Annotated in this window: 16 protein-coding genes; 7 read left to right on the forward strand and 9 right to left on the reverse strand. The window is 71.9% G+C overall.

The genetic code is table 11. The features are described from left to right. Positions 1 to 20: 20 nt before the first annotated feature. Positions 21 to 1,139, reverse strand: coding sequence for an acyltransferase family protein (locus ACIBI9_RS00230; protein ID WP_397219718.1), 1,119 nt, complete (start codon positions 1,137 to 1,139; stop codon positions 21 to 23). 167 nt (positions 1,140 to 1,306) lie between these two features. After that, on the reverse strand, positions 1,307 to 2,197 hold the full coding sequence (locus ACIBI9_RS00235; RefSeq protein ID WP_397219719.1) for an MBL fold metallo-hydrolase: 891 nt from the start codon (positions 2,195 to 2,197) through the stop codon (positions 1,307 to 1,309). Positions 2,198 to 2,318: 121 nt separating this feature from the next. Here ACIBI9_RS00235 and ACIBI9_RS00240 point away from each other — a divergent pair, with 121 nt between their 5' ends. After that, on the forward strand, positions 2,319 to 3,041 hold the full coding sequence (locus ACIBI9_RS00240; RefSeq protein ID WP_397219720.1) for a TetR/AcrR family transcriptional regulator: 723 nt from the start codon (positions 2,319 to 2,321) through the stop codon (positions 3,039 to 3,041). Here the strand turns inward: ACIBI9_RS00240 and ACIBI9_RS00245 are convergent. After that, positions 2,973 to 3,464: an FBP domain-containing protein gene (locus ACIBI9_RS00245; RefSeq protein ID WP_397219721.1), complete on the reverse strand. Its 492-nt coding sequence runs from the start codon at positions 3,462 to 3,464 to the stop codon at positions 2,973 to 2,975. The genes ACIBI9_RS00240 and ACIBI9_RS00245 overlap by 69 nt on opposite strands. A 68-nt stretch (positions 3,465 to 3,532) precedes the next feature. On the opposite strand from ACIBI9_RS00245, the gene ACIBI9_RS00250 reads away from it, so the two are divergent. From ACIBI9_RS00250 to ACIBI9_RS00275, 6 genes are all read left to right on the forward strand, one after another. Beyond that, on the forward strand, positions 3,533 to 4,102 hold the full coding sequence (locus ACIBI9_RS00250; protein ID WP_397219722.1) for a TetR/AcrR family transcriptional regulator: 570 nt from the start codon (positions 3,533 to 3,535) through the stop codon (positions 4,100 to 4,102). A 337-nt stretch (positions 4,103 to 4,439) separates the two neighbouring features. After that, complete coding sequence (locus ACIBI9_RS00255) at positions 4,440 to 4,940, forward strand: MarR family winged helix-turn-helix transcriptional regulator (protein WP_397219723.1); 501 nt, start codon at positions 4,440 to 4,442, stop codon at positions 4,938 to 4,940. Next, the gene (locus tag ACIBI9_RS00260; RefSeq protein ID WP_397219724.1) at positions 4,931 to 6,190 is read left to right on the forward strand and encodes an MFS transporter; all 1,260 of its coding nucleotides are present in this window, start codon (positions 4,931 to 4,933) and stop codon (positions 6,188 to 6,190) included. Before ACIBI9_RS00255 ends, ACIBI9_RS00260 begins: the two co-directional genes overlap by 10 nt. Positions 6,191 to 6,263: 73 nt before the next feature. Further along, the gene (locus tag ACIBI9_RS00265) at positions 6,264 to 6,431 is read left to right on the forward strand and encodes a hypothetical protein (protein ID WP_397219725.1); all 168 of its coding nucleotides are present in this window, start codon (positions 6,264 to 6,266) and stop codon (positions 6,429 to 6,431) included. A 50-nt stretch (positions 6,432 to 6,481) separates the two neighbouring features. Further along, positions 6,482 to 7,975, forward strand: a complete 1,494-nt coding sequence (locus ACIBI9_RS00270) for a serine/threonine-protein kinase (protein ID WP_397219726.1) — start codon at positions 6,482 to 6,484, stop codon at positions 7,973 to 7,975. Next, complete coding sequence (locus tag ACIBI9_RS00275; protein WP_397219727.1) at positions 7,975 to 9,432, forward strand: protein kinase; 1,458 nt, start codon at positions 7,975 to 7,977, stop codon at positions 9,430 to 9,432. Before ACIBI9_RS00270 ends, ACIBI9_RS00275 begins: the two co-directional genes overlap by 1 nt. On the opposite strand, the gene ACIBI9_RS00280 is transcribed toward ACIBI9_RS00275, so the two are convergent. The 6 genes from ACIBI9_RS00280 to ACIBI9_RS00305 form a co-directional block, all read right to left on the reverse strand. Next, positions 9,429 to 11,288 carry an ABC transporter ATP-binding protein gene (locus ACIBI9_RS00280; RefSeq protein ID WP_397219728.1) on the reverse strand — a complete coding sequence of 620 codons (1,860 nt, stop codon included), beginning with the start codon at positions 11,286 to 11,288 and terminating at the stop codon, positions 9,429 to 9,431. The two genes, ACIBI9_RS00275 and ACIBI9_RS00280, sit on opposite strands and share 4 nt — an antisense overlap. After that, complete coding sequence (locus ACIBI9_RS00285; RefSeq protein ID WP_397219729.1) at positions 11,281 to 13,080, reverse strand: ABC transporter ATP-binding protein; 1,800 nt, start codon at positions 13,078 to 13,080, stop codon at positions 11,281 to 11,283. The genes ACIBI9_RS00280 and ACIBI9_RS00285 overlap by 8 nt, the downstream gene beginning before the upstream one ends. After that, the gene (locus ACIBI9_RS00290) at positions 13,077 to 14,258 is read right to left on the reverse strand and encodes a lanthionine synthetase LanC family protein (protein WP_397219730.1); all 1,182 of its coding nucleotides are present in this window, start codon (positions 14,256 to 14,258) and stop codon (positions 13,077 to 13,079) included. Before ACIBI9_RS00290 ends, ACIBI9_RS00285 begins: the two co-directional genes overlap by 4 nt. Before the next feature lie 81 nt (positions 14,259 to 14,339). After that, a complete protein-coding gene (locus ACIBI9_RS00295) occupies positions 14,340 to 14,507 on the reverse strand; it encodes a hypothetical protein (RefSeq protein ID WP_397219731.1) in 168 nt (55 codons plus the stop codon). Positions 14,508 to 14,559: 52 nt separating this feature from the next. Continuing rightward, positions 14,560 to 16,941 (reverse strand): lantibiotic dehydratase, encoded by a 2,382-nt coding sequence (locus ACIBI9_RS00300; protein WP_397220808.1) that lies wholly within the window; start codon positions 16,939 to 16,941, stop codon positions 14,560 to 14,562. A 5-nt stretch (positions 16,942 to 16,946) separates the two neighbouring features. Next, positions 16,947 to 17,813, reverse strand: coding sequence for a thiopeptide-type bacteriocin biosynthesis protein (locus ACIBI9_RS00305; protein WP_397219732.1), 867 nt, complete (start codon positions 17,811 to 17,813; stop codon positions 16,947 to 16,949). Positions 17,814 to 17,821 lie beyond the last annotated feature (8 nt).

A 17,821-nucleotide genomic window follows, 5' to 3' on the forward strand; every position in this document is an offset into this window, starting at 1 on the left:
TATGGCGGTCGCGCCGACCATTATCCGCGGAGGATTGCCACGCCATTGCCCCTGGCGGTCAGGGCGCGCTTCAGCGCGGGGGCCAATGGGCGTTCGACGAGCGTGTGGACGGCGTACGCGAGCGCGCCCATCAGCCCCATCGTCCCGATCAGCAGGGCGTACGGCGGCACCCGGTCACCGAGCCTGGTGAAGACGATGAAGCCGATGTGCGCATGGACCAGGTAGAGCGGATACGTCAGGGCGCCGGCGATCGCGAACCAGGGCCGGCCCAGGCGGCGCGTGACGCGCAGCGCGATCAGGGTCATCACGATGAAGATCGCGATGATGACGGTCACCACGACGCCTGACGCGATCTCGGTGTGGTAGCGGGAGGCGACCTTGCCGGCGAACTCGACGCCGCGGAGGACGGCGTTGCCGAGGCAGAGCCCGATGATCGCGCCGAGCTGCCGGGTCGGGCCGTACCGGTAGACGACGCACAGCGCCATGCCCGCGATGAAGTAGTGCGAGAACTGCGACTGCACCACCAGGTCGGCGACGGTGTGCACGGAGGCCGGGAGCACCCCGCTCTGGAGCAGGAAGGTCAGGGCCAGCCAGCCCCACAACATCGCGGTCACCCGCGCCCGCGTGACGCCGATCCAGGTCAGGACGAAGATGAGCGCGTAGAACCTGATCTCGGCCCACAGGGTCCAGTAGACGACGTCGATGTTCGGGATGTCGGGTAACGAGTTGAACATCGTCAGGTTGGCGAGATACTGCACCAACGTGACCGGATAGCGGCCCAGGCCGAGCGTGACCGAGACCACGGTCGTGATCGTGACCGCGATCCAGAAGGCCGGATAGAGGCGGACGATCCGGGAGACCAGGAACGCGCCCGGGCGGCGGTCCCAGGCGTTCAGCAGCACCACGAACCCGCTGATCACGAAGAACAGGTCCACGCCCAGATAGCCGAACCTGGCGATCTCGCCGGCTGCGGGGAACCGCAGCGGGCTCGCGCCGCCCACCGGCCCGGAGAACACGTAGTGATAGACCATCACCGAGACGGCCGCGGTGATGCGCAGCGCGTCGATCTCGTGCAGGCGGTCCCGCTGGGGGAGACGGTGCCGTCCGCCCTCCCTGGAGTCGCGGCTGGTGGCAGGCATGATGGACGACCTCGTGGGGATCCGGTGGCGGCGGGTGATGGGTGATCAGCACACCAGCCACCGGACCTGCGAGTCTTTCCCACGTACGCCCCAACCGAGGTACAGCCTGCGCTACCTCGGCCGGTACAGCCTGTGCTCCGTGCCCGGCGTCGCCGCAGGTCCAGGCGCTATGAGGCGGTCTCGTTGAAGAAGGCGCGGGCGGCGAAACCGATCCACTCGGGGCGTTCCCAGGTGGTCCAGCGGGCGCGGGCGGCCTGGTCGAGCGCCGCCGCGGTCTCGTCCTCGGAGGCGCCGGAGGCACGCAGGCGGGCGACCTCGGCGCGGACGTAGACGAGGTAGTCGCGGACGTCGTGGAGCAGGGAGGCGTCGCTCACCTCGCCGTGGCCGGGGACGACGACCTCGGGGGAGAGGGCCATGAGGCGGTCGAGCAGGTCGATCCAGCGCGCGCCGTCGACATCGACGTCGTAGGGCGGGAAGTACGGCGTGATCGGGAAGATGCGGGTCTCGAACAGGTCGCCGCCGAAGAGGACGCGGTCGTCGACGAGGACGATCTGGTCGGAGGCGGTGTGCGCCGGGCCGGCGGTGCGCAGGATCGCGGTCCGGCCGCCGAGGTCGAGCTCCGCCTCGCCGTCGTAGACGAGGTCGGGGTCGACGAGGGTGACGTCCTGGAGCTCGGCCGCGACGGCGGGGCTCAGCCCCTTGAACATGTCGAGGTAGGCCGCGCCCTTGCGGTGCAGCTCGGCGCGCTGGGCGGCGTTGTAGACGATCGTCGCGGCCCCCTTGAAGGCCTGCGCGCCGAAGCCGTGCTCGGGGTGGAAGTGGGTGACGGTCAGGTACAGGCGCCGGTCGCCGGCCAGGAGACGGGCCTGTTCCAGGACGTGGGCGCCGTTGCGGGGGCCCATGCCGGTGTCGATCACCAGCGCGGCCCGCTCGCCGACGACGATGCCCACGTTCGGGACGAGCTCGACGCGGCCGTCCGGGATGACGTACACGCCGTCGGCCACCTCGACCGGCTCGCCCCGCACGATCGGCGGCGGGCCGGGCCGGACCTCCGGCACGACGGTCCTTCCGGCGGACGGCGAAGAAGCGGTGGGGCACATGACCCGCTCCAATCTGAACAGTGTTGAGATGGCTTTTCGCGCAGCGTAACACGGATCTGATCGGTGTTAAGATCGGCTCATGGCGAAGGGGCGATACCACCACGGCGACCTGCGCGCCGCACTCCTGGACGCCGCCGAGGGGCTCGTGCGCGAGCGCGGCGCCGACGGCTGGTCGCTACGCGAGGCCTCCGCCCGGGTCGGCGTCAGCCCCAGCGCCGCCTACCACCACTTCGCCTCGCGCGACACGCTCGTCCGCGCCCTGTCCGAACGGGTCCTCTCCCGCCTCGGCGACCGCCTGGCGGACGCCTGCGAACGAGCCGCCGGCATGACCGCCGACCCCCACCGCCGCCTGGTCGCCCTCGGCCGTGGCTACCTGCGCTGGGCGATCGAGGACCCGGCCGTGGCCCGCCTCGTCTTCGGCGCGGGCGCCACCGGCCCGGACTCCCGTGTCTCGCCCCATCCGCACGACGTGCTGACGGCCGAGCTCGACCGCCTCGCCGACCTCGGCGCCCTCCCCGCGGCGTCGCGCCCGGGGGCGGAGTTCGTCGTCTGGGCGCCCATCCACGGCCTCGCGGTCCTGCTCATCGACGGCCTGATCCGCGTCGACGACGCCCGGGCCTTCGACCTCCAGGCCGAACGCGTCATCCGCGCCACCCTCAACGGCCTGTGCCACGAGCCCGCCCCCTCCGAGGACTGGCCCGCCGTCCACTCCGCGCACACCGACCGCAGCCGGTCACACCTTGGACAGGAAGGAGAACAGGTTGGCCCGGGTGCGGGCGACCTTCTCCGGCAGGGTGAGTGACTCGTCGATGGCCCCGTCGCCCGCGGCCTTCTTCTTCCCGCGTACGTACAGGGAGCAGTCGAGGTCGGTGCACAGATACTGCCCGACCGAGTTGCCCTGACGGCCGGCCTGGCCGGTCCGGCGCGCGGTCATCAGCGCGACGCCGCCGCTGGTGTGCATGGTCAGGCACAGCGAGCACATGCTGCGCGAGGTGAAGCCGCGCGAGGTGCCGGACGTCACCCGCAGCGCGATCCCGACGAGGGAGCCGTCGCGTTCGGCCACCAGGTAGGCGCGTTCGGGCGCGCCCGGATCTCGCCACCCGAGGAAGTCGAGGTCTTCCCAGGGGCTCTGCGCGAAGTCCTTGGGAAGGCTGAGCCGCTGAGTCTCGCCCTTGGAGCAGTTGACGAACGATGTGCGGATGTCCCGCTCGGTGACTGGTCTCATGGGCGGCGAGGCTAGCTCTCCTTAAGGGTATTATGCAAATACTTAAAGCCTATAAGAAAGGTGCGCGCATGGCACGGGCGGGAGTGACCCCGGAGCGTCTGACCAGCGCGGCGGCGGATCTGGCCGACGAGATCGGCTTCCAGAACGTGACCGTCTCGGCGCTCGCGCGCGGGTTCGGCGTCAAGCCCGCGGCCCTGTACGCGCACGTCAAGGACGCGCAGGACCTGCGGATCAGAGTGAGGGAGCTGGCCCTGGGGGAGCTCGCCGACAGGGTCGCCGCCGCGCTGGCCGGCCGGGCGGGCAAGGAGGCGCTGGTGGCCTTCGCCAACGCCTACCGGGACTACGCGAAGGAGCACCCGGGCAGGTACGCCGCGGCGCAGCTCGAGCTCCCCCCGGAGGCGGCGGCCACCAGCGCGGCAGGCCGGCACGCGGAGCTGACGCGGGCACTCCTGCGCGGCTATGACCTGTCGGACCCCGACCAGACGGACGCGATACGGCTGCTCGGTGGCACTTTCCATGGATATGTGTCCCTGGAGACGACGGGCCGGTTCGCCACCCACCCGCGCAGCGCGGACGTGTCCTGGTCCAGGGCCCTGGACGCGCTGGACGTCCTGCTCAGAAACTGGCCGGCAGCCTGAAGCTCTGTAGCAACCCTGTGGCGGATATGTAGCTCCTGCGAGTGTCATGCAAAGAGCAGTCGCTGCAAGGAGGCGAGAAAAGTGGCTGAGAGCGCCTTCCTCATCGCCTTGGTGGTGCTGGCCGGCACCGTCATCCTGCGGAACGACGTGGGGCGATATCTGTCCCGGCGGCGTCGTCCGCCTCGCACCGCGCCGGTGTTCGTACCACCTTGCTGCAGTCCCGCCGCCGCCCGCCGCCGCCCCCGAAGGGGCCGGTCGGCCAGGTGCGCGTACGAGCGCGCGCCCCGGTGCACCTGACATTTAACAGTGCTTATATAAGTGCTGTTACGATTGGCTCATGGCCGACCCCCATGAGCTCGACCCCAGCCATCAGAGCCTCTGGCGCCCGCTGCGGCTTCTCCAGGCGTCGATGGACGCCGACATCGCCCGGATCTACGCCGAGGAGCGGATCGACGGGCTCAAGCCGAGCTACGTGATGGAGCTGCTCCGGCTGCACGCCCGCGGACCGATGACCATCACCGAGCTGGCCGAGTCGGTCAACCGGACGCATTCGGCGCTCAGCCAGAAGGTGGCCGCGATGCGCGAGGCCGGCTGGGTCGAGACCGTCGCGGGCGACGACGCGCGCAGCAAGAAAGTGACGCTCACCGACAACGCCCGCGCCGTCATCGGCCGTCTGGCGGCGGAGTGGCGGGCCACCGAGGCCGCCCTCGCCGACCTCGAGGCCGAGCTCCCCTATCCACTCTCCCGGGCCGTCACCGACATCGAGCAGGCACTCGAACGCAGGAGCTTCCACGACCGGATCGCCGAGAAGCTGGCACAGGACCCCGAATGGGACTGAGGGACACGCTGCTCGACGTGACCCCGCTCCGGTCGTCGCCACGGTTCCGGCGGTTATGGATCGGGCAGGCCCTGTCCGGGTTCGGCAGCCAGATGACGATCGTCGCGGTGATGTTCCAGGTCTGGGAGCTGACCGGCAGCACCGCGTGGACCGGCGCCGTCGGCCTGGCGCAGGCGATCCCGCTCGTCGTCCTCGGGCTGTTCGCCGGATCGCTCGTCGACCGGGTGGATCGCCGGAGGCTCTGCCTGATCACGACCAGCGGGCATGCCGTGTGCTCGCTCCTTCTCACTGTCCAGGGCTTCTTCGGGCAGCTCCCGCCCGCCGGGATCCTGGGGCTGGTGGTCGCGCATTCCTGCTTCGGCGCCGTCGGAGGCCCGGCCTCGCGTACGTTCATCGCGCACCTCCTGCCCAAGCACCAGCTGGCCGCCGGACTGGCGCTGAGACGCATCTCCTTCCAGGGCGCCATGCTGATGGGCCCCGCGCTGGGCGGGTTGATCGTGGGCGCGCTGGGCGTCGGCGGCTGCTACCTGATCGACACGCTCACCTTCGCCGCCGCGTTCTACGGTGTGATCGGTCTGCCGCGGATGAGTCCCGAGGGCGAGCCCGCCCGCCCCGGACTGCGCGGCGTGCTGGACGGCCTGGCCTTCCTCGCCCGCACTCCCGTCGTTCGCGGAGCCCTGCTCACGGACCTCGCCACCACTGTGCTGTCCATGCCGATCAGCCTGTTCCCCTTGATCAACGCGGAGCGGTTCGGCGGCGACCCGCGCACTCTCGGACTGTTCCTCACCGCCATAGCCGTCGGTGGCGTCGTGGCCTCCGTCTTCTCCGGGACCTTCACCCGGCTGCCCCGGCCCGGCCTGGTCATGCTCGCCGGCTCCGCCACGTGGGGCGGGGCGCTCGCGCTGTTCGGCGGGTCACCCGACCCGTGGGCCGGGCTGGCCTTCCTCGTCCTGGCCGGCGCCGCCGACACCGTCTCCGTGGTGTCCCGGAGCACGATCGTCCAGCTGCACACCCCGAACGAACTGCTCGGCCGGGTCGGCGCCGCCGAACAGATCGTCGGGCAAGCCGGCCCCGACCTCGGCAACATGCGCGGCGGCCTCGTCGCGGACGCCACCTCGGGGGCTGCGGCCCTGATCAGCGGCGGCCTGCTCTGCCTCGCCGCCGTCGCCGCGGTGGGAGCGACCACACCGGACCTGCGCCGCTCCTCGGCGGCGTCCGCCACCGCCTCGGCCGGCGCTCCGCCTGCGTAGGTTGTGTGATCGTGGAAATTCGCGACCTGACCCCCGACGATCTCGATGTCCGTTCCGCGCGCGCCTTGCCTCGGTGGTGGGCGTTCAGGAGTTCGCCGGCGTCGACCGGGTCGCCGTCCACGAGACGGCCGACCCCGAGGTCGTCATCACCGAGTACCGGCTGCACGGGCGGCTGATCGCCGCGGACGCCCGCTGCCGCCTGATCTCGCACGGGTTTACGCGACTGGCTCACTGGGTCTGACATTTCCCGCTATGGTGCCGAAGATCCCATACGTTCGTCACAGGAGCCCCATGTCGCGCGTCGAGCCTCTACGGGAGGGCGATCCCACCGCCGTGGGGCCCTACCGGCTGTTCGGGCGGCTGGGCGCGGGCGGCCAAGGGGTGGTCTACCTGAGCCAGGGGCCCGACGGCCGGCCGGTCGCGATCAAGGTGCTGCGCGAGGGGCTCGCCGACGAGCGGTTCGCCAAGGAGATCGACGCGGCGCGCCGGGTGGAGCCGTTCTGCATCGCTCAGGTGCTCGACGCCTCGCTGGGCCCGCGGCCGTACATCGTGACCGAGTACGTCGAAGGGCCGTCGCTCCAGCAGGCCGGGCGCCACGTCGGCGCCGATCTGCAGCGGCTCGCGGTGGCGACCGCGACCGCGCTGGCGGCCATCCATCAGGCGGGCATCGTCCACCGCGACTTCAAGCCCGCCAACGTGCTGCTCGGGCAGGGCGGGCCGCGGGTGATCGACTTCGGGATCGCCCGGTCCGTCGAGGCGGGGGCGACGGCCGCCAGCAGCATCGTGGGGACGCCCGCGTACATGGCGCCCGAGCAGCTCGCCGGCGAGCGGATCGGGCCGGCCGTGGACGTGTTCGCGTGGGCGTCGGTGATGGTGTTCGCCGCCACCGGGATGCCTCCGTTCGGCGAGGACTCGCTGCCCGCGGTGATCAACCGCATCCTGCACAATGAGCCGCAGGTCGGCGACCTGCCGCAACCGTTGCGCACGATCGTCCTGGCGTGCCTGGCCAAGGATCCGGCACACCGGCCGACCATGCAGGACGTGTTGCTGCGGCTCCTGGGCGGCCAGGCCCCCGGGCGTCCGGCCGGGCCCGGCGACGGCAGCGGCGTGTCCACGGTTCCGGGACGGCGGCGGCGCGGGAGCGGGACGGTGGTCATAGCGGTCGTCTCCGGTGTGGGGGCGCTGGCGGTCGCGGGCGCCGTCGCCTGGGCGGCCACGAACCTCCGGTTCCAGCAGCAGCGGCCGAGTACGCAGGCACTGGCGTTCACCTCCGCCGGGACGCCGGCCCTGACCTCGACCCCCGCTGCGACTCCGACTTCGACGAAATCGCGGCAGCGTCCGAAAAAGAGCAAAAGTCCCTCGCCGCCGGTATCGGTGACCACGACGAAGCCGACCGTGAAGAAGACCGTGAAGCCGACGCAGCCCGCTCCCAAGCCGACGACCGCGTCGGCGAAACCCTCGTCGGGCGGGGGCTCCTTCAGGGTGGTGTGGATCCGGGCCATGGGCGCCAGGAAGGCCAACACCCAGGACTGCCAGATCGGCCAGACCAACACCTTCGGCCTGGTCGAGGGGACCAAGCTGGCCACCAGGTTCCACTACGAATGGGTCCTGGACGGACGGGTGGTGCAGCGCTCCGAGTCCGTCATCGCCGAGTCCCACACCATGCAGGTCGTGGGCCCGCTCGTGACGTCGAACGGCCCTCACAAGATCACCCTACGCGTCACCTCGCCCGCGACGGCGTCCAGGGCGCTCTCGTTCACCATCTGCCCGGTCGGGACCGAGTGATGAACCCGCTCCTGCCGGAGGATCCCCCGGCCGTGGGCCCCTACCGGCTGCTCGGGCGGCTGGGCGTGGGCGGGCAGGGCGTGGTGTACCTGGGGCAGGGGCCCGACGGGCGGCGGGTCGCGGTGAAGGTGCTGGTGGACGGCCTGGCCGATGACCACCGCTTCGCCAAGGAGATCGACGCGGCGCGCCGGGTGGAGCCGTTCTGCATCGCTCAGGTGCTCGACGCCTCGCTGGGCGGGCGGCCGTACATCGTGACCGAGTACGTCGAGGGCCCTTCGCTCCACCAGGCCGGTCGCCACGTCGGTGCCGACCTGCAGCGGCTCGCGGTGGCGACCGCGACCGCGCTGGCGGCGATCCACCGGGCCGGGGTGGTGCATCGCGACTTCAAGCCCGCCAACGTGCTGCTCGGCAGGGACGGGCCGCGGGTCATCGACTTCGGGATCGCCCGCGCGGCCGGCCATTCGCTGACCGTGACGAGCAGCATCGTCGGCACGCCCGCGTACATGGCGCCCGAGCAGCTCGCGGGCGCCCCGCTCGGTCCCGCGGTGGACGTGTTCGCGTGGGCGTCGGTGATGGTGTTCGCCGCGACGGGAAGCCCGCCGTTCGGCAACGACTCGCTGCCCGCCGTGATCCGGCGCATCCTGCACGACCAGCCGTACCTGGGCGACCTGCCGGGTCCGCTGCGCCCGATCGTGCTGGCCTGCCTGGCCAAGGACCCCGCCGCCCGGCCCGCCATGCAGGACGTCCTGCTCCGGCTCATCGGCGCCCCGCCCACCGGCCCGACAGGCGAGGTCGCGGGCCTTCGAGACGACACGGTGGCGAGCCGCCCGCGCGGGAAGGCGCTGCTGGCGGGCGCCGGGGCACTTGCGGTGGCCGGGGGCCTGGTGGCCGGGGCGATCGTGTGGATGCCCGCACCGGCGCCGACGGCCGCGCCCACCGTGGCGACGACACCCGCGCCCACCCCCTCCCTCTCGGCCGCGGGACAGGGCGCCACCAGCACACCGGCCAAGAAGCCTGCCAAGACACCCGCCAAGACGCCGAGCACGCCGGTCAGGAAAGTGCGTCCCACCAGGACGGCCGGTTCCACCCCCACCGTCTCCCGCGCGCGGCCGACCCCCAATCCCACGAAGAGCACGGCCGCGCCGGCGGGGACCGTACGCCTGGTGTCGCTGACGCTGGACGGGTTGCAGACCGAGAAGGGCTGCTGGTCGCCCAGCCTCTTCCCGGTCGCCTCGCTCAGGGGGCCGTCGGGCCGGCAGGTGGAGTACGGCTACCGCTGGGTGGTGGACGGCCAGGACGAGGGCTGGAAGACGGACTGGGTGACCGGCACGACCAAGAACCGGCGCAACCCCTTCGGCGCCTTCGAACCGGGCCGGCACACGATCGTCTTCCACCTGCTGACCCCTTCGAAGGCCACCAGGAGCGTGTCGTTCACGGTGTGCGAGCGCTACTCCTAGAGATCAACCGCGACCTCGAAGTCCTTGTCCAGGGCGTCGGTCCACGAAGGCTTCGTCTCCTCGTACCCCTTCGCGTGCAGGCGGTAGAGCGTGGCGTACAGGCCGTCCAGGGCCATGAGCTCCGCATGGCTGCCCAGCTCGCGGATCGTGCCGCCGTCCAGGACCACGATGAGGTCGGCGGTGCGCACGGTCGCGAACCGGTGCGAGACGAAGACCGTGATCGTGCCGTTCTCCGTTTGGCTTGCGGCGATCTGGAAACGCCGGAAGATCTCGTACTCGCTCGCCGGGTCGAGGCTGGCGGCCGGCTCGTCGAGGACGCGGAGGATCGGCGCGTCCCGCATGATCGACCGGGTCAGGGCGACCTTCTGCCACTGTCCGCCCGACAGGTCGGTGCCGCCCGGGAACGTGGGGCCGAGCTGGGTTCGCAGGCCGTGGGGGAGCAGGCCGGGCAGGCCGGACGCGCCCGCGCGGTCGAGGGCGTCCCTGACGGCGGGCTCGTCGTCGATGCGGGGCAGGTCGCCGATGCCGGCCGACTCCTGCAGCAGGAACTCCAGGCGGCAGAAGTCCTGGAAGCAGGCCGTCACCCGGTCGCGCCAGGCCTGGACGTCGTAGCCGGCGAGGTCGCTCCCGCCGTACGTGATCCGGCCCGCGGTGGGGTCGTACAGCCGGCACAGCAGCTTGACCAGCGTCGTCTTCCCGGCGCCGTTCTCGCCCACGATGGCTACGGTACGGCCGGCGGGAAGCCGCAGCGACACGTCCCGCAACACCGGCCGGGCGGCATCCGGATAACTGAAGGAGACGTTCTCCAGGACGAGGTCGGCTCCGGCGGGGGGCGAAGGGGAGTCCGCCTCCCGTGGCCGGATGCGGGCCCTGGCGTGGTCGTCCAGCCACAGGTAGTACCCCATGGCGCGCAGCGTCTTCTGCATCCAGGAGAGCATCTGGATCAACCCGGAGACGCTGCCGGTCAGCTGGCCGCCCAGCGCGATGGTGAGGACGACGTCACCGGGGCTCGCCTGGCCCCGCAGCGCCGCCGTGACGACGAGGTAGAGCGCGCCGGCGAAGCCCGCGCCGAAGATCAGCCATCCGGCGGCGGTCCATACGGCCGTGCGGACCTCCGCCTGCCGCCGGGGCCCGTCGACCTGCTCCCACAGGGCGCGGTGGCGGCCGGCGATCTCCTCCTGCAGGCCGAAGACCCGCAGCTCCTTGGCCGCGCTCGGGGAGCAGGCGGTCGTGAACAGCCCCTGCCGCAGCCGCGACGGCGCCACGGTCGACTCCTCCGCCCTGGCGATGGCTTGCTCGCCGCGCCGAACGGCGAGCACCGTGGGGAGGGCCAGGAGCAGCAGGAGGAGGAACTCCGGCCGGACGCTCATCAGCAGCGCGACGGTGGAGCCGAAGGCGACGAGCGCCCTCAGGTTCTCCACCAGGGCCCCGAAGGCCGAGCCGAGCGAGGCGCGATGATTGCGGAGCAGCGCGAGCTGGTCCTGATAGGGCGGGTATTCGTGGTGGTCCAGGTGCGGCAGGCCACTGGTCATGGCCATGATGCGCTGGTCCAGCAGGAGCGCCACCCGCTGCTGAAGCCGGATGCGGACATCCGCGGCGACCGTCCCCGCGAACTGGCCGACGACGAGGGCGCCGGCCAGGATGAGGGCGGCGGTCAGCATACCGGACAGATCCGCCTTCACCGCGGCGTCCACCATGCGTTGCAGGCCGACCGCTGTCACGGCGGCGACCGCGCCGACCATGGGCGCGAGTCCGATCACGAGCACGGCCCGGGGGGCGTCCGCCTTGAAGGCGGCCCCGATCAACACGCCGATCGCGCGGACCGCGACGTGCGGGGAGGAGGTCCGGTCAGACATGGGGGGCCTCCCTGAAGGGCTCGCTCTGCAGGGTGAACAGGTGGGCGTACTGCCCGTCGAGCTCCATCAGCTCCTCGTGTGAGCCGTACTCGGTGACCTCGCCGCCGTCGATCACGCAGATCCGGTCCGCCAGCCGTACCGTGGCGAACCGGTGGGACACCAGGATCGTGGTGAGCCCGCGGGTGATCTCCAGGAAGTGCTCGTAGATCTGGGCTTCCGCACGTACGTCGAGGTTGGCGGTCGGCTCGTCGAGGACGAGCACGCGGGCGCCGTGCTCGACCGCGAACAGCGCGCGGGCCAGCGCGACGCGCTGCCACTGGCCGCCGGACAGGTCGGTGCCGCCCTCGAACCTGCGGCTGAGCGGGGTGTCCCAACCGGCCGGGAGCCTGGGCAGGAAGTCGTTGAGGCCGGAGAGCTTGGCGGCACGGTCGAACGCGCCGTTGGAGCGGTCGGCGTCGAGCCGTCCGAATCCGACGTTGTCCCGCAAGGGCAGCTCGTAGCGGACGAAGTCCTGGAAGACGATCGCCAGCCGGCGGCGCCAGGCGAGCGGGTCCAGGGTACGCAGGTCCACGCCGTCGACCGTGATCCGGCCGGAGACGGGGTCGTAGAGCCGGGCCAGCAACTTGATCAGCGTGCTCTTGCCCGCGCCGTTCATCCCGACGATCGCCAGTGACGAACCGGCCGGGATGCTCAGGTCCAGACCCTTCAGGACCGGACGGTCGGGGTAGCCGAACCGTACGTCCTCGAACCGGATCTCCTGCGCGGGCAACCGCTCGTCCGGCGTGGTGGTGTCCGACCGGCTGTGCTCGGCTTCCACCCCGAGCCGGCCCACCGCCAGGGCGTGCGGCACGGTGGCGCCGGCCTGGGTCAGCATCCATTGGACGTCCCCGATCCAGCCCAGCGCGCCCATGCCGGCGGTGGCCTGCAAGGCGACGGTGACCGACTCCACGTCGAATCGCCCGCCCGCCGTGGCGAGCGCCAGGTAGCCGAACACGGCGGCGTGGGTGACCGCGAGCAGGACCGAACTGGCGATCCTGGTGCGATTGTTGCCCTTCCCGGCCAGCGCGTCCATGCCGACGAGCCAGGCGCGGGTGAACCGTTCGTGCAGCCAGTCCTGGAAGCCGAAGACCCTGACCTCCTTGGCCGCGGCGTCGCTGATCGCGAGATCGCGGGCGTAGGCGGCCTGGCGCAGCGCGGGCGTCGCTCCTTCAGCGGCGTCCACCGCCTTCCTGACCTCGCGCAGTCGCCATCTGGACAGCACGATCCAGGCACCGGCCAGGGGCAGGGGCAGCCACCACTCGACGGTGGCGAGAAGCACCGCCGCGGCGATCCCGCTCAACCGGCTGGACACGAGCCTCGCGAGCGACGTCACGGCCTGGCCCGGCGGATACCCTGTCGCCAGTCCCCGTGCCAGCTGGATGCGGTCGGCGACGTCGGGATCGCTGAGATGGCCGATGCCGACCGGACGAAGTGCTCCTTCGAGGGTCGTCTGGCCGAGCGTTGCGTTGACCCGCCGCGCCAGCTCGCCGGCGATCATGCCCGAGACGGGCGTCAAGGCCAGCCGGGCCACGAAGAAGGCGATGAAGACGGCCAGATGCAGCAGCGCGAGTTCCCGGTCAGCGGCGCCGCCGGCCACATCTCCCACGACAGTGGCGCCGGCCAGCATGAACGCGCTGGCCAACAGGGCCTCCAGCAGCACGACGGTGGCCAGGGCCGCGCTCAGGGCGGCCGAGACGCGCGGCAGGATGCGGATCAGTTCCAGCACGCCGTTCTCGCCCTGGCCGCCTGTCATCTCAGTCCCAGCGCGGCGAGCCATCGCCGGTCACCTCCGCTCCTCGTCAGCAGTGCGGACAGCACCCCGGGTGCTCCCTCCAGCAGTGACCAGCCGGTCCTTGCGAGTACGGCGGGTTCGTCGAGCTGACCCAGGAGATGGTCCGTCAGGTGATCGGCGAGTTCGGCCGCCTCGGGCAGCCCCGCGAACCGGGCGAAGGCGTCGAACACCAGCATCAGCCCGGCGGCCCCGTGGCATATGGCCAGACCGTCCAGATACAGGTCGTCGTCGTATGCGGCCAGGAATGACCGTGCCGACTCGAGGGCGAAGGCGCCCAGGTCGTCGTCGCCGAGCACGCGTGCGGCTTCCCACAGTGTCCAGGCGTTGCCGGGACATCCGTAGCACCACGCCTGCCGCCGCCCGTTTCCCCGGGGCGCGCGATCGCCGTCCGACCGGGTGGTCCCGTAGGGCCAGCTGATCACGCCCCTGTCATCGACGTAGGATTCGGTCACCAGCCGGGCGCTGAGCCGCCGCAGCGGGTCGTTCAGTTCGTCGCTCAGCCCGTCGGCCTCGGCGGCGGCTCGCAGAGCGGTCACGACGCCGGGCAGCCCGTGGGCCAGGCCCAGATTGACGCGGCCGAAGTTCCAGCCGCGCAGCTCCTCGCCGAGGTAGCGGCCCACCCGAAACCCGGACAGTTCCGCGTCCTCGCAGAGCAGCGCGAGCCGGGCCATCAGCGGAGCCCGGCTCGCTGCGTCGATGCCGGGATCGGCGGCGAACGCCAGCAGGACGCCTGACGGGCCCACGATGAGGTCGTAGTCCTCCCACCCGACCTTCGCGATCCGCCAGGGTGGCGTGGTCACGTACTCGATCAGCCTGGCCCGCAGTGCCGCCAGCGGCTCGTTCAGGTGCGTCCAGGTCGGGGCGGCGATCCGCAGGGCGAACATCCGGGCCGACGCGCCGGTGCCGAAGAGGCCGGCATGGTCATAGGGGCCGCGAAAGTCGCGCAGCCACGTGTCGATCGCGCGGGCGGCGGCTGATTCGTCCGGCGGACCATCCTGGCCGGCGACCAGCGTGGCCAGGATGGCCGGTCCGGAGTCGCGCCTGTTCCGCGCCGGCCCGGCTGTCGCGGCGTATTCCTGAAGCAGTGTCTCGGCGACCGCCCGCACGGCGGCTCGCTCGAGCACGTGGGTCGATGTCACAACTATGCCCTCTCAGCGGATGCCGGCTCGGCGCGGATCGCCAAGGACGCCCGCTCGCCGGGCGCCCTTGGCGAACGAGGTTCAGAGAGTTTCGCTGTCGCAGGGGCAACTCCCCGTGCAGCCCACGCTGCACGGGTCGGTGATCGACTCACTGGGAATCGAGTGGACCTCCAGCTCGTCGACCAGGGCCTCGACCTCGTCCTGAGGCTCGGTGCCGTCCTGGGGCTCGGGTGCGGTGTTCTCGGACATCACGTGGCCACCTTTCTTCCTTCTCTGGACCGGTGTTTCGATATCCGGCCGGTCACGTCGTTCCGGCCGAAACCTGGGCAGCGGCGGCCGCCAGCTCCGTGGGCGGCACCGCGTGGGGCAATCGGACGAGGACCTCCGCGGCCACCCGCTCGGCGCCGTGGTCCGACACGCTCAGTTCGTCGGCCGCGGGCAGCATCTCCGTGGCGGTGAGCTCGGGCGGGCCGTTGTCTGGGAGTGCTTTCAGCGCCTGTTCGAACACCCGCACCGCGCGCAGGCTCTCCAGGTCGCAGGCCAGCGGCTGATCGCCGGACGGGCCGGCGACGAACACCCAGCGGGGCAGACCCAGCCGATCACGCAGTCCGGTGAGCGCCCGGAGTCCGGCCAGGTCTCCGCCTCCGGCGAAGTCCAGCTGATCAGCGGTGATCCGCCACTGTGCGGGCGAGACGACGAGTGACCCGGCCACGGTGATCCGGGGCACGAATGTCCGCTCAGGGAACGCGGTGAGCGAGCGGCGCAGCCGACGGGCTTGGGCGGTGTGCTGTTGGGAGTCGGCGCACAGGATCCCGGCCAGCACGGTCCACGGCGTCAGGGGGCCGCGGGTCGCGTGGGCGCAGATCCGCACGGGCCGGCCCGCGTGCGAGACCACGACCCGGTCCGCTTCACGGTGGACGGTGAGCTCACCCAGCGGCAGGTGACGTGCCGTCCGGTCCTGCCACGCCTGACCGTAGTGGCCGGGGTCGGGGTCGCCGGTCCAGGCAGAGGTGTACCTCGGCCTGCGGATCGCGTTGGCGGCCCGCGCGGTGAGCGGTGGGATCAACAGCTCCACTGACGGAACGCCGGTGATCCGGTCGAGCTCGGCGAGAAACGCGCGGTAGGCGTCGGCGGCGGGCACCGCGCCGTGCAGCCGCCGCAGCGTCTCGACGAAACGCGCGTCGAGTATCGCGGCAGGGCCGGTGTCGTCCAGCACCCATCCGCCGGCGGGGAGGGGGCGGACCACGCAGTCGGTGGGCCAGGTGATCGGCGCGTCCGGCGCCCCGACGAAGTCGAGCATCGCCCGGGTGATGTCGATGGCGGCGGCCGATCCCGATGCCGTGTCCATCAGGTCCAGGAGCCGCGCGTAGCCGGAGCCGGCGCTTCGTGCCCGGGGCCAGGCGCGCTGTGGGAGACCCCGCCGGGCCAGCTCTCCTTCCTCGGCCTGGGCCGCCATCTCCTCGGCGAACACGTCCATGACGGGGCGCGGTTGCGGGCCGATCCGCTCCCGCAGTCTGCTCCGCGGCCTGGGTGCGTCCTCGCCCATCAGCAGGCCGATCCTGCGGTACTGCTCGAAGGCCCGCTGCAGGGTCGCCAGGTCGGCGGTGAAGGCGCCGTCGGCACGCCGGTAGACGTCGACGAACCCGGCATCGGCGTCGTAGGTGGTCGATCCGGAGGTCTTCTCCCATCGGCCGCGCCGCTGTCTCAGCGGGGCCGAGACCTCGAGCACGCCGAGCCGGACGAGCTTGCCGACGAGACCCGGAGGCGAGCCGGGCTCCAGCGCGGACACCGGCCGGACACCGGATCGCAGAGTTTCGACGATGCGGTCGAGCGCGGGGCTCCGCCGCAGCCGATAGGTGAGGAGCCTGGGCGTGGACGAGGCCGGATCGACCGTCCAGACCGCGAGGCGGTCGCCCTCCACCCGGTGCAGGGGGGTCATCGACAGCCGGTGCTCCTGCCGAAGCCGGTCCGCTGCCGATCGTGCCAGCTCCAGCCTTCTGGTGTGCACGTTCTCCGTCCAGTCGACGGCGACCTGGCCGTTCACCGAGAGCTTGGACGAGTGCTCCGCGACGGGCACCAGCGACACCTGGCCCAGCCAGGTCCGCGGCGTGGTCTTGACCGCGCCCCGGGCGATCATCCGCCAGAGGTAGTCGCTGCGCCTGCGCAGCTTCTTGGAGGTCCACGGCTCGCCTTGAGCCAGCCGCCGTTCGATGTCCGCGAGCACGTCGGAGGTCACGCACGACCGGCCGCCGGGCACGGAGCCGAGCAGGTGCCACGGTGCCGCCAGCAGGCGGTCGTGCTCCTTCTCGATCTGGGCCCCGGCCTGCTCCTCCAGCCGCAGGAGCTCGGCGGACAGCGCGGTCACGCGGTCCAGATGAGCGGTCAGGCCCGGGCCGGCGGCTGCCACGATCTCGCGCAGGCGGCGGGCCTGGTCGACGGTGAGTGCCTGTCCCTGGTGCAGGCGGCGCCGCGTGGCGAGGACCGCCCGCCGTGCCGCGGCCGGCAGCTCCGGCCTCGGCACCACCTCGTCCCCGAGCCGTCCGGCCAGGACGGACGCGTCCCGGCGGTAGTCGTCATGGACGTGGTTCAGCGCGCGTACGCACGCGAACAGGTCGGGGGAGGAGCCCGCCAGCCAGAGCCGGACGGGCAGCCCCGCGACGCGGAGCACGGCCGATTCGCTCATGGTGGTCACCGGGCGTCACCCTCTTCACGGGCCAGCAGCGCCTCGGCGATCAGGGCCTGCCGCGCCGACGGCAGGTTCGCCCGGTTCCAGTGGAAGATGACCAGGTACGACGCCACCGCGCGCGGCCCCATGGCGGCCGAACCGCTCTCGAAGTAGTCGCGGAACCAGCGTTCGCCCTCCTGCCGGACGGCCTGCCGGTAGTCCTCGGCGAGGTCCGCCGCCTCGGGGGACAGCTTGGCGGCCAGCGCGGTAGGCGAGGGCCAGACCGCCCGCAGCGCCGCGGCCAGCCGCGCGAGCCGCGGATCCGCGACGGCGGCCGCGGCGAGGGGGCGGTGCCGTCGTACGCGCTCCCAGACCCCGAGATCCTCCCAGCCCACGATCTGCAGCGTGCTGAACAGCGTCCGGAGCAGCAGCAGCGACATCGCCCACGAGGGGCCCGGGCCGTGACCGGCCAGGCGGAGCCGGTGGTAGTCGAGCCAGGCCAGCGAGTCGGCGGTGAAGACCCGATGGACGCTGCGCATCGACTCCGGCCCGCCGAACAGGTACGTCTCCGGCTCGTACACGCCGGGACGCCAGCCGGTGAGCACGCCGTCGTCCCGCCAGGCGTTCAGCCGCTCGCGCAGCAGCGGGTCGAGCTCGGGCGACGCCGGCCGGAACCGGATGCGCAGGCCGGGGGGCTTGTGCATGAAGAAGAAGTCGCGGGCCAGCCCGTCGCGGACGGCCTGCCGGGCGGTCACGGCCAGCCTCGCGTAGAGGTCGCCGGACCGCTCCCGCATCGGCGTGAGACCGAACTGGAGCCAGCGCTCCGCCGTGTCCTCGAGGACCGCCCCGGGCAGTACCCCGGATTCCGCCGATCCGGCCGACCACTTCATTCGCCCAC

It is taken from the genome of Nonomuraea sp. NPDC050451 (assembly GCF_044458585.1).

Excerpts from the sequence above, each read along its gene's own strand:
- ACIBI9_RS00230 (WP_397219718.1), bottom strand. The coding sequence starts at position 1,139 with ATGCCTGCCACCAGCCGCGACTCCAGGGAGGGCGGACGGCACCGTCTC.
- ACIBI9_RS00240 (WP_397219720.1), top strand. The coding sequence starts at position 2,319 with ATGGCGAAGGGGCGATACCACCACGGCGACCTGCGCGCCGCACTCCTG.
- ACIBI9_RS00245 (WP_397219721.1), bottom strand. The coding sequence starts at position 3,464 with ATGAGACCAGTCACCGAGCGGGACATCCGCACATCGTTCGTCAACTGC.
- ACIBI9_RS00250 (WP_397219722.1), top strand. The coding sequence starts at position 3,533 with ATGGCACGGGCGGGAGTGACCCCGGAGCGTCTGACCAGCGCGGCGGCG.
- ACIBI9_RS00255 (WP_397219723.1), top strand. The coding sequence starts at position 4,440 with ATGGCCGACCCCCATGAGCTCGACCCCAGCCATCAGAGCCTCTGGCGC.
- ACIBI9_RS00260 (WP_397219724.1), top strand. The coding sequence starts at position 4,931 with ATGGGACTGAGGGACACGCTGCTCGACGTGACCCCGCTCCGGTCGTCG.
- ACIBI9_RS00270 (WP_397219726.1), top strand. The coding sequence starts at position 6,482 with ATGTCGCGCGTCGAGCCTCTACGGGAGGGCGATCCCACCGCCGTGGGG.
- ACIBI9_RS00275 (WP_397219727.1), top strand. The coding sequence starts at position 7,975 with ATGAACCCGCTCCTGCCGGAGGATCCCCCGGCCGTGGGCCCCTACCGG.
- ACIBI9_RS00280 (WP_397219728.1), bottom strand. The coding sequence starts at position 11,288 with ATGTCTGACCGGACCTCCTCCCCGCACGTCGCGGTCCGCGCGATCGGC.
- ACIBI9_RS00285 (WP_397219729.1), bottom strand. The coding sequence starts at position 13,080 with ATGACAGGCGGCCAGGGCGAGAACGGCGTGCTGGAACTGATCCGCATC.
- ACIBI9_RS00295 (WP_397219731.1), bottom strand. The coding sequence starts at position 14,507 with ATGTCCGAGAACACCGCACCCGAGCCCCAGGACGGCACCGAGCCTCAG.
- ACIBI9_RS00300 (WP_397220808.1), bottom strand. The coding sequence starts at position 16,941 with ATGAGCGAATCGGCCGTGCTCCGCGTCGCGGGGCTGCCCGTCCGGCTC.
- ACIBI9_RS00305 (WP_397219732.1), bottom strand. The coding sequence starts at position 17,813 with ATGAAGTGGTCGGCCGGATCGGCGGAATCCGGGGTACTGCCCGGGGCG.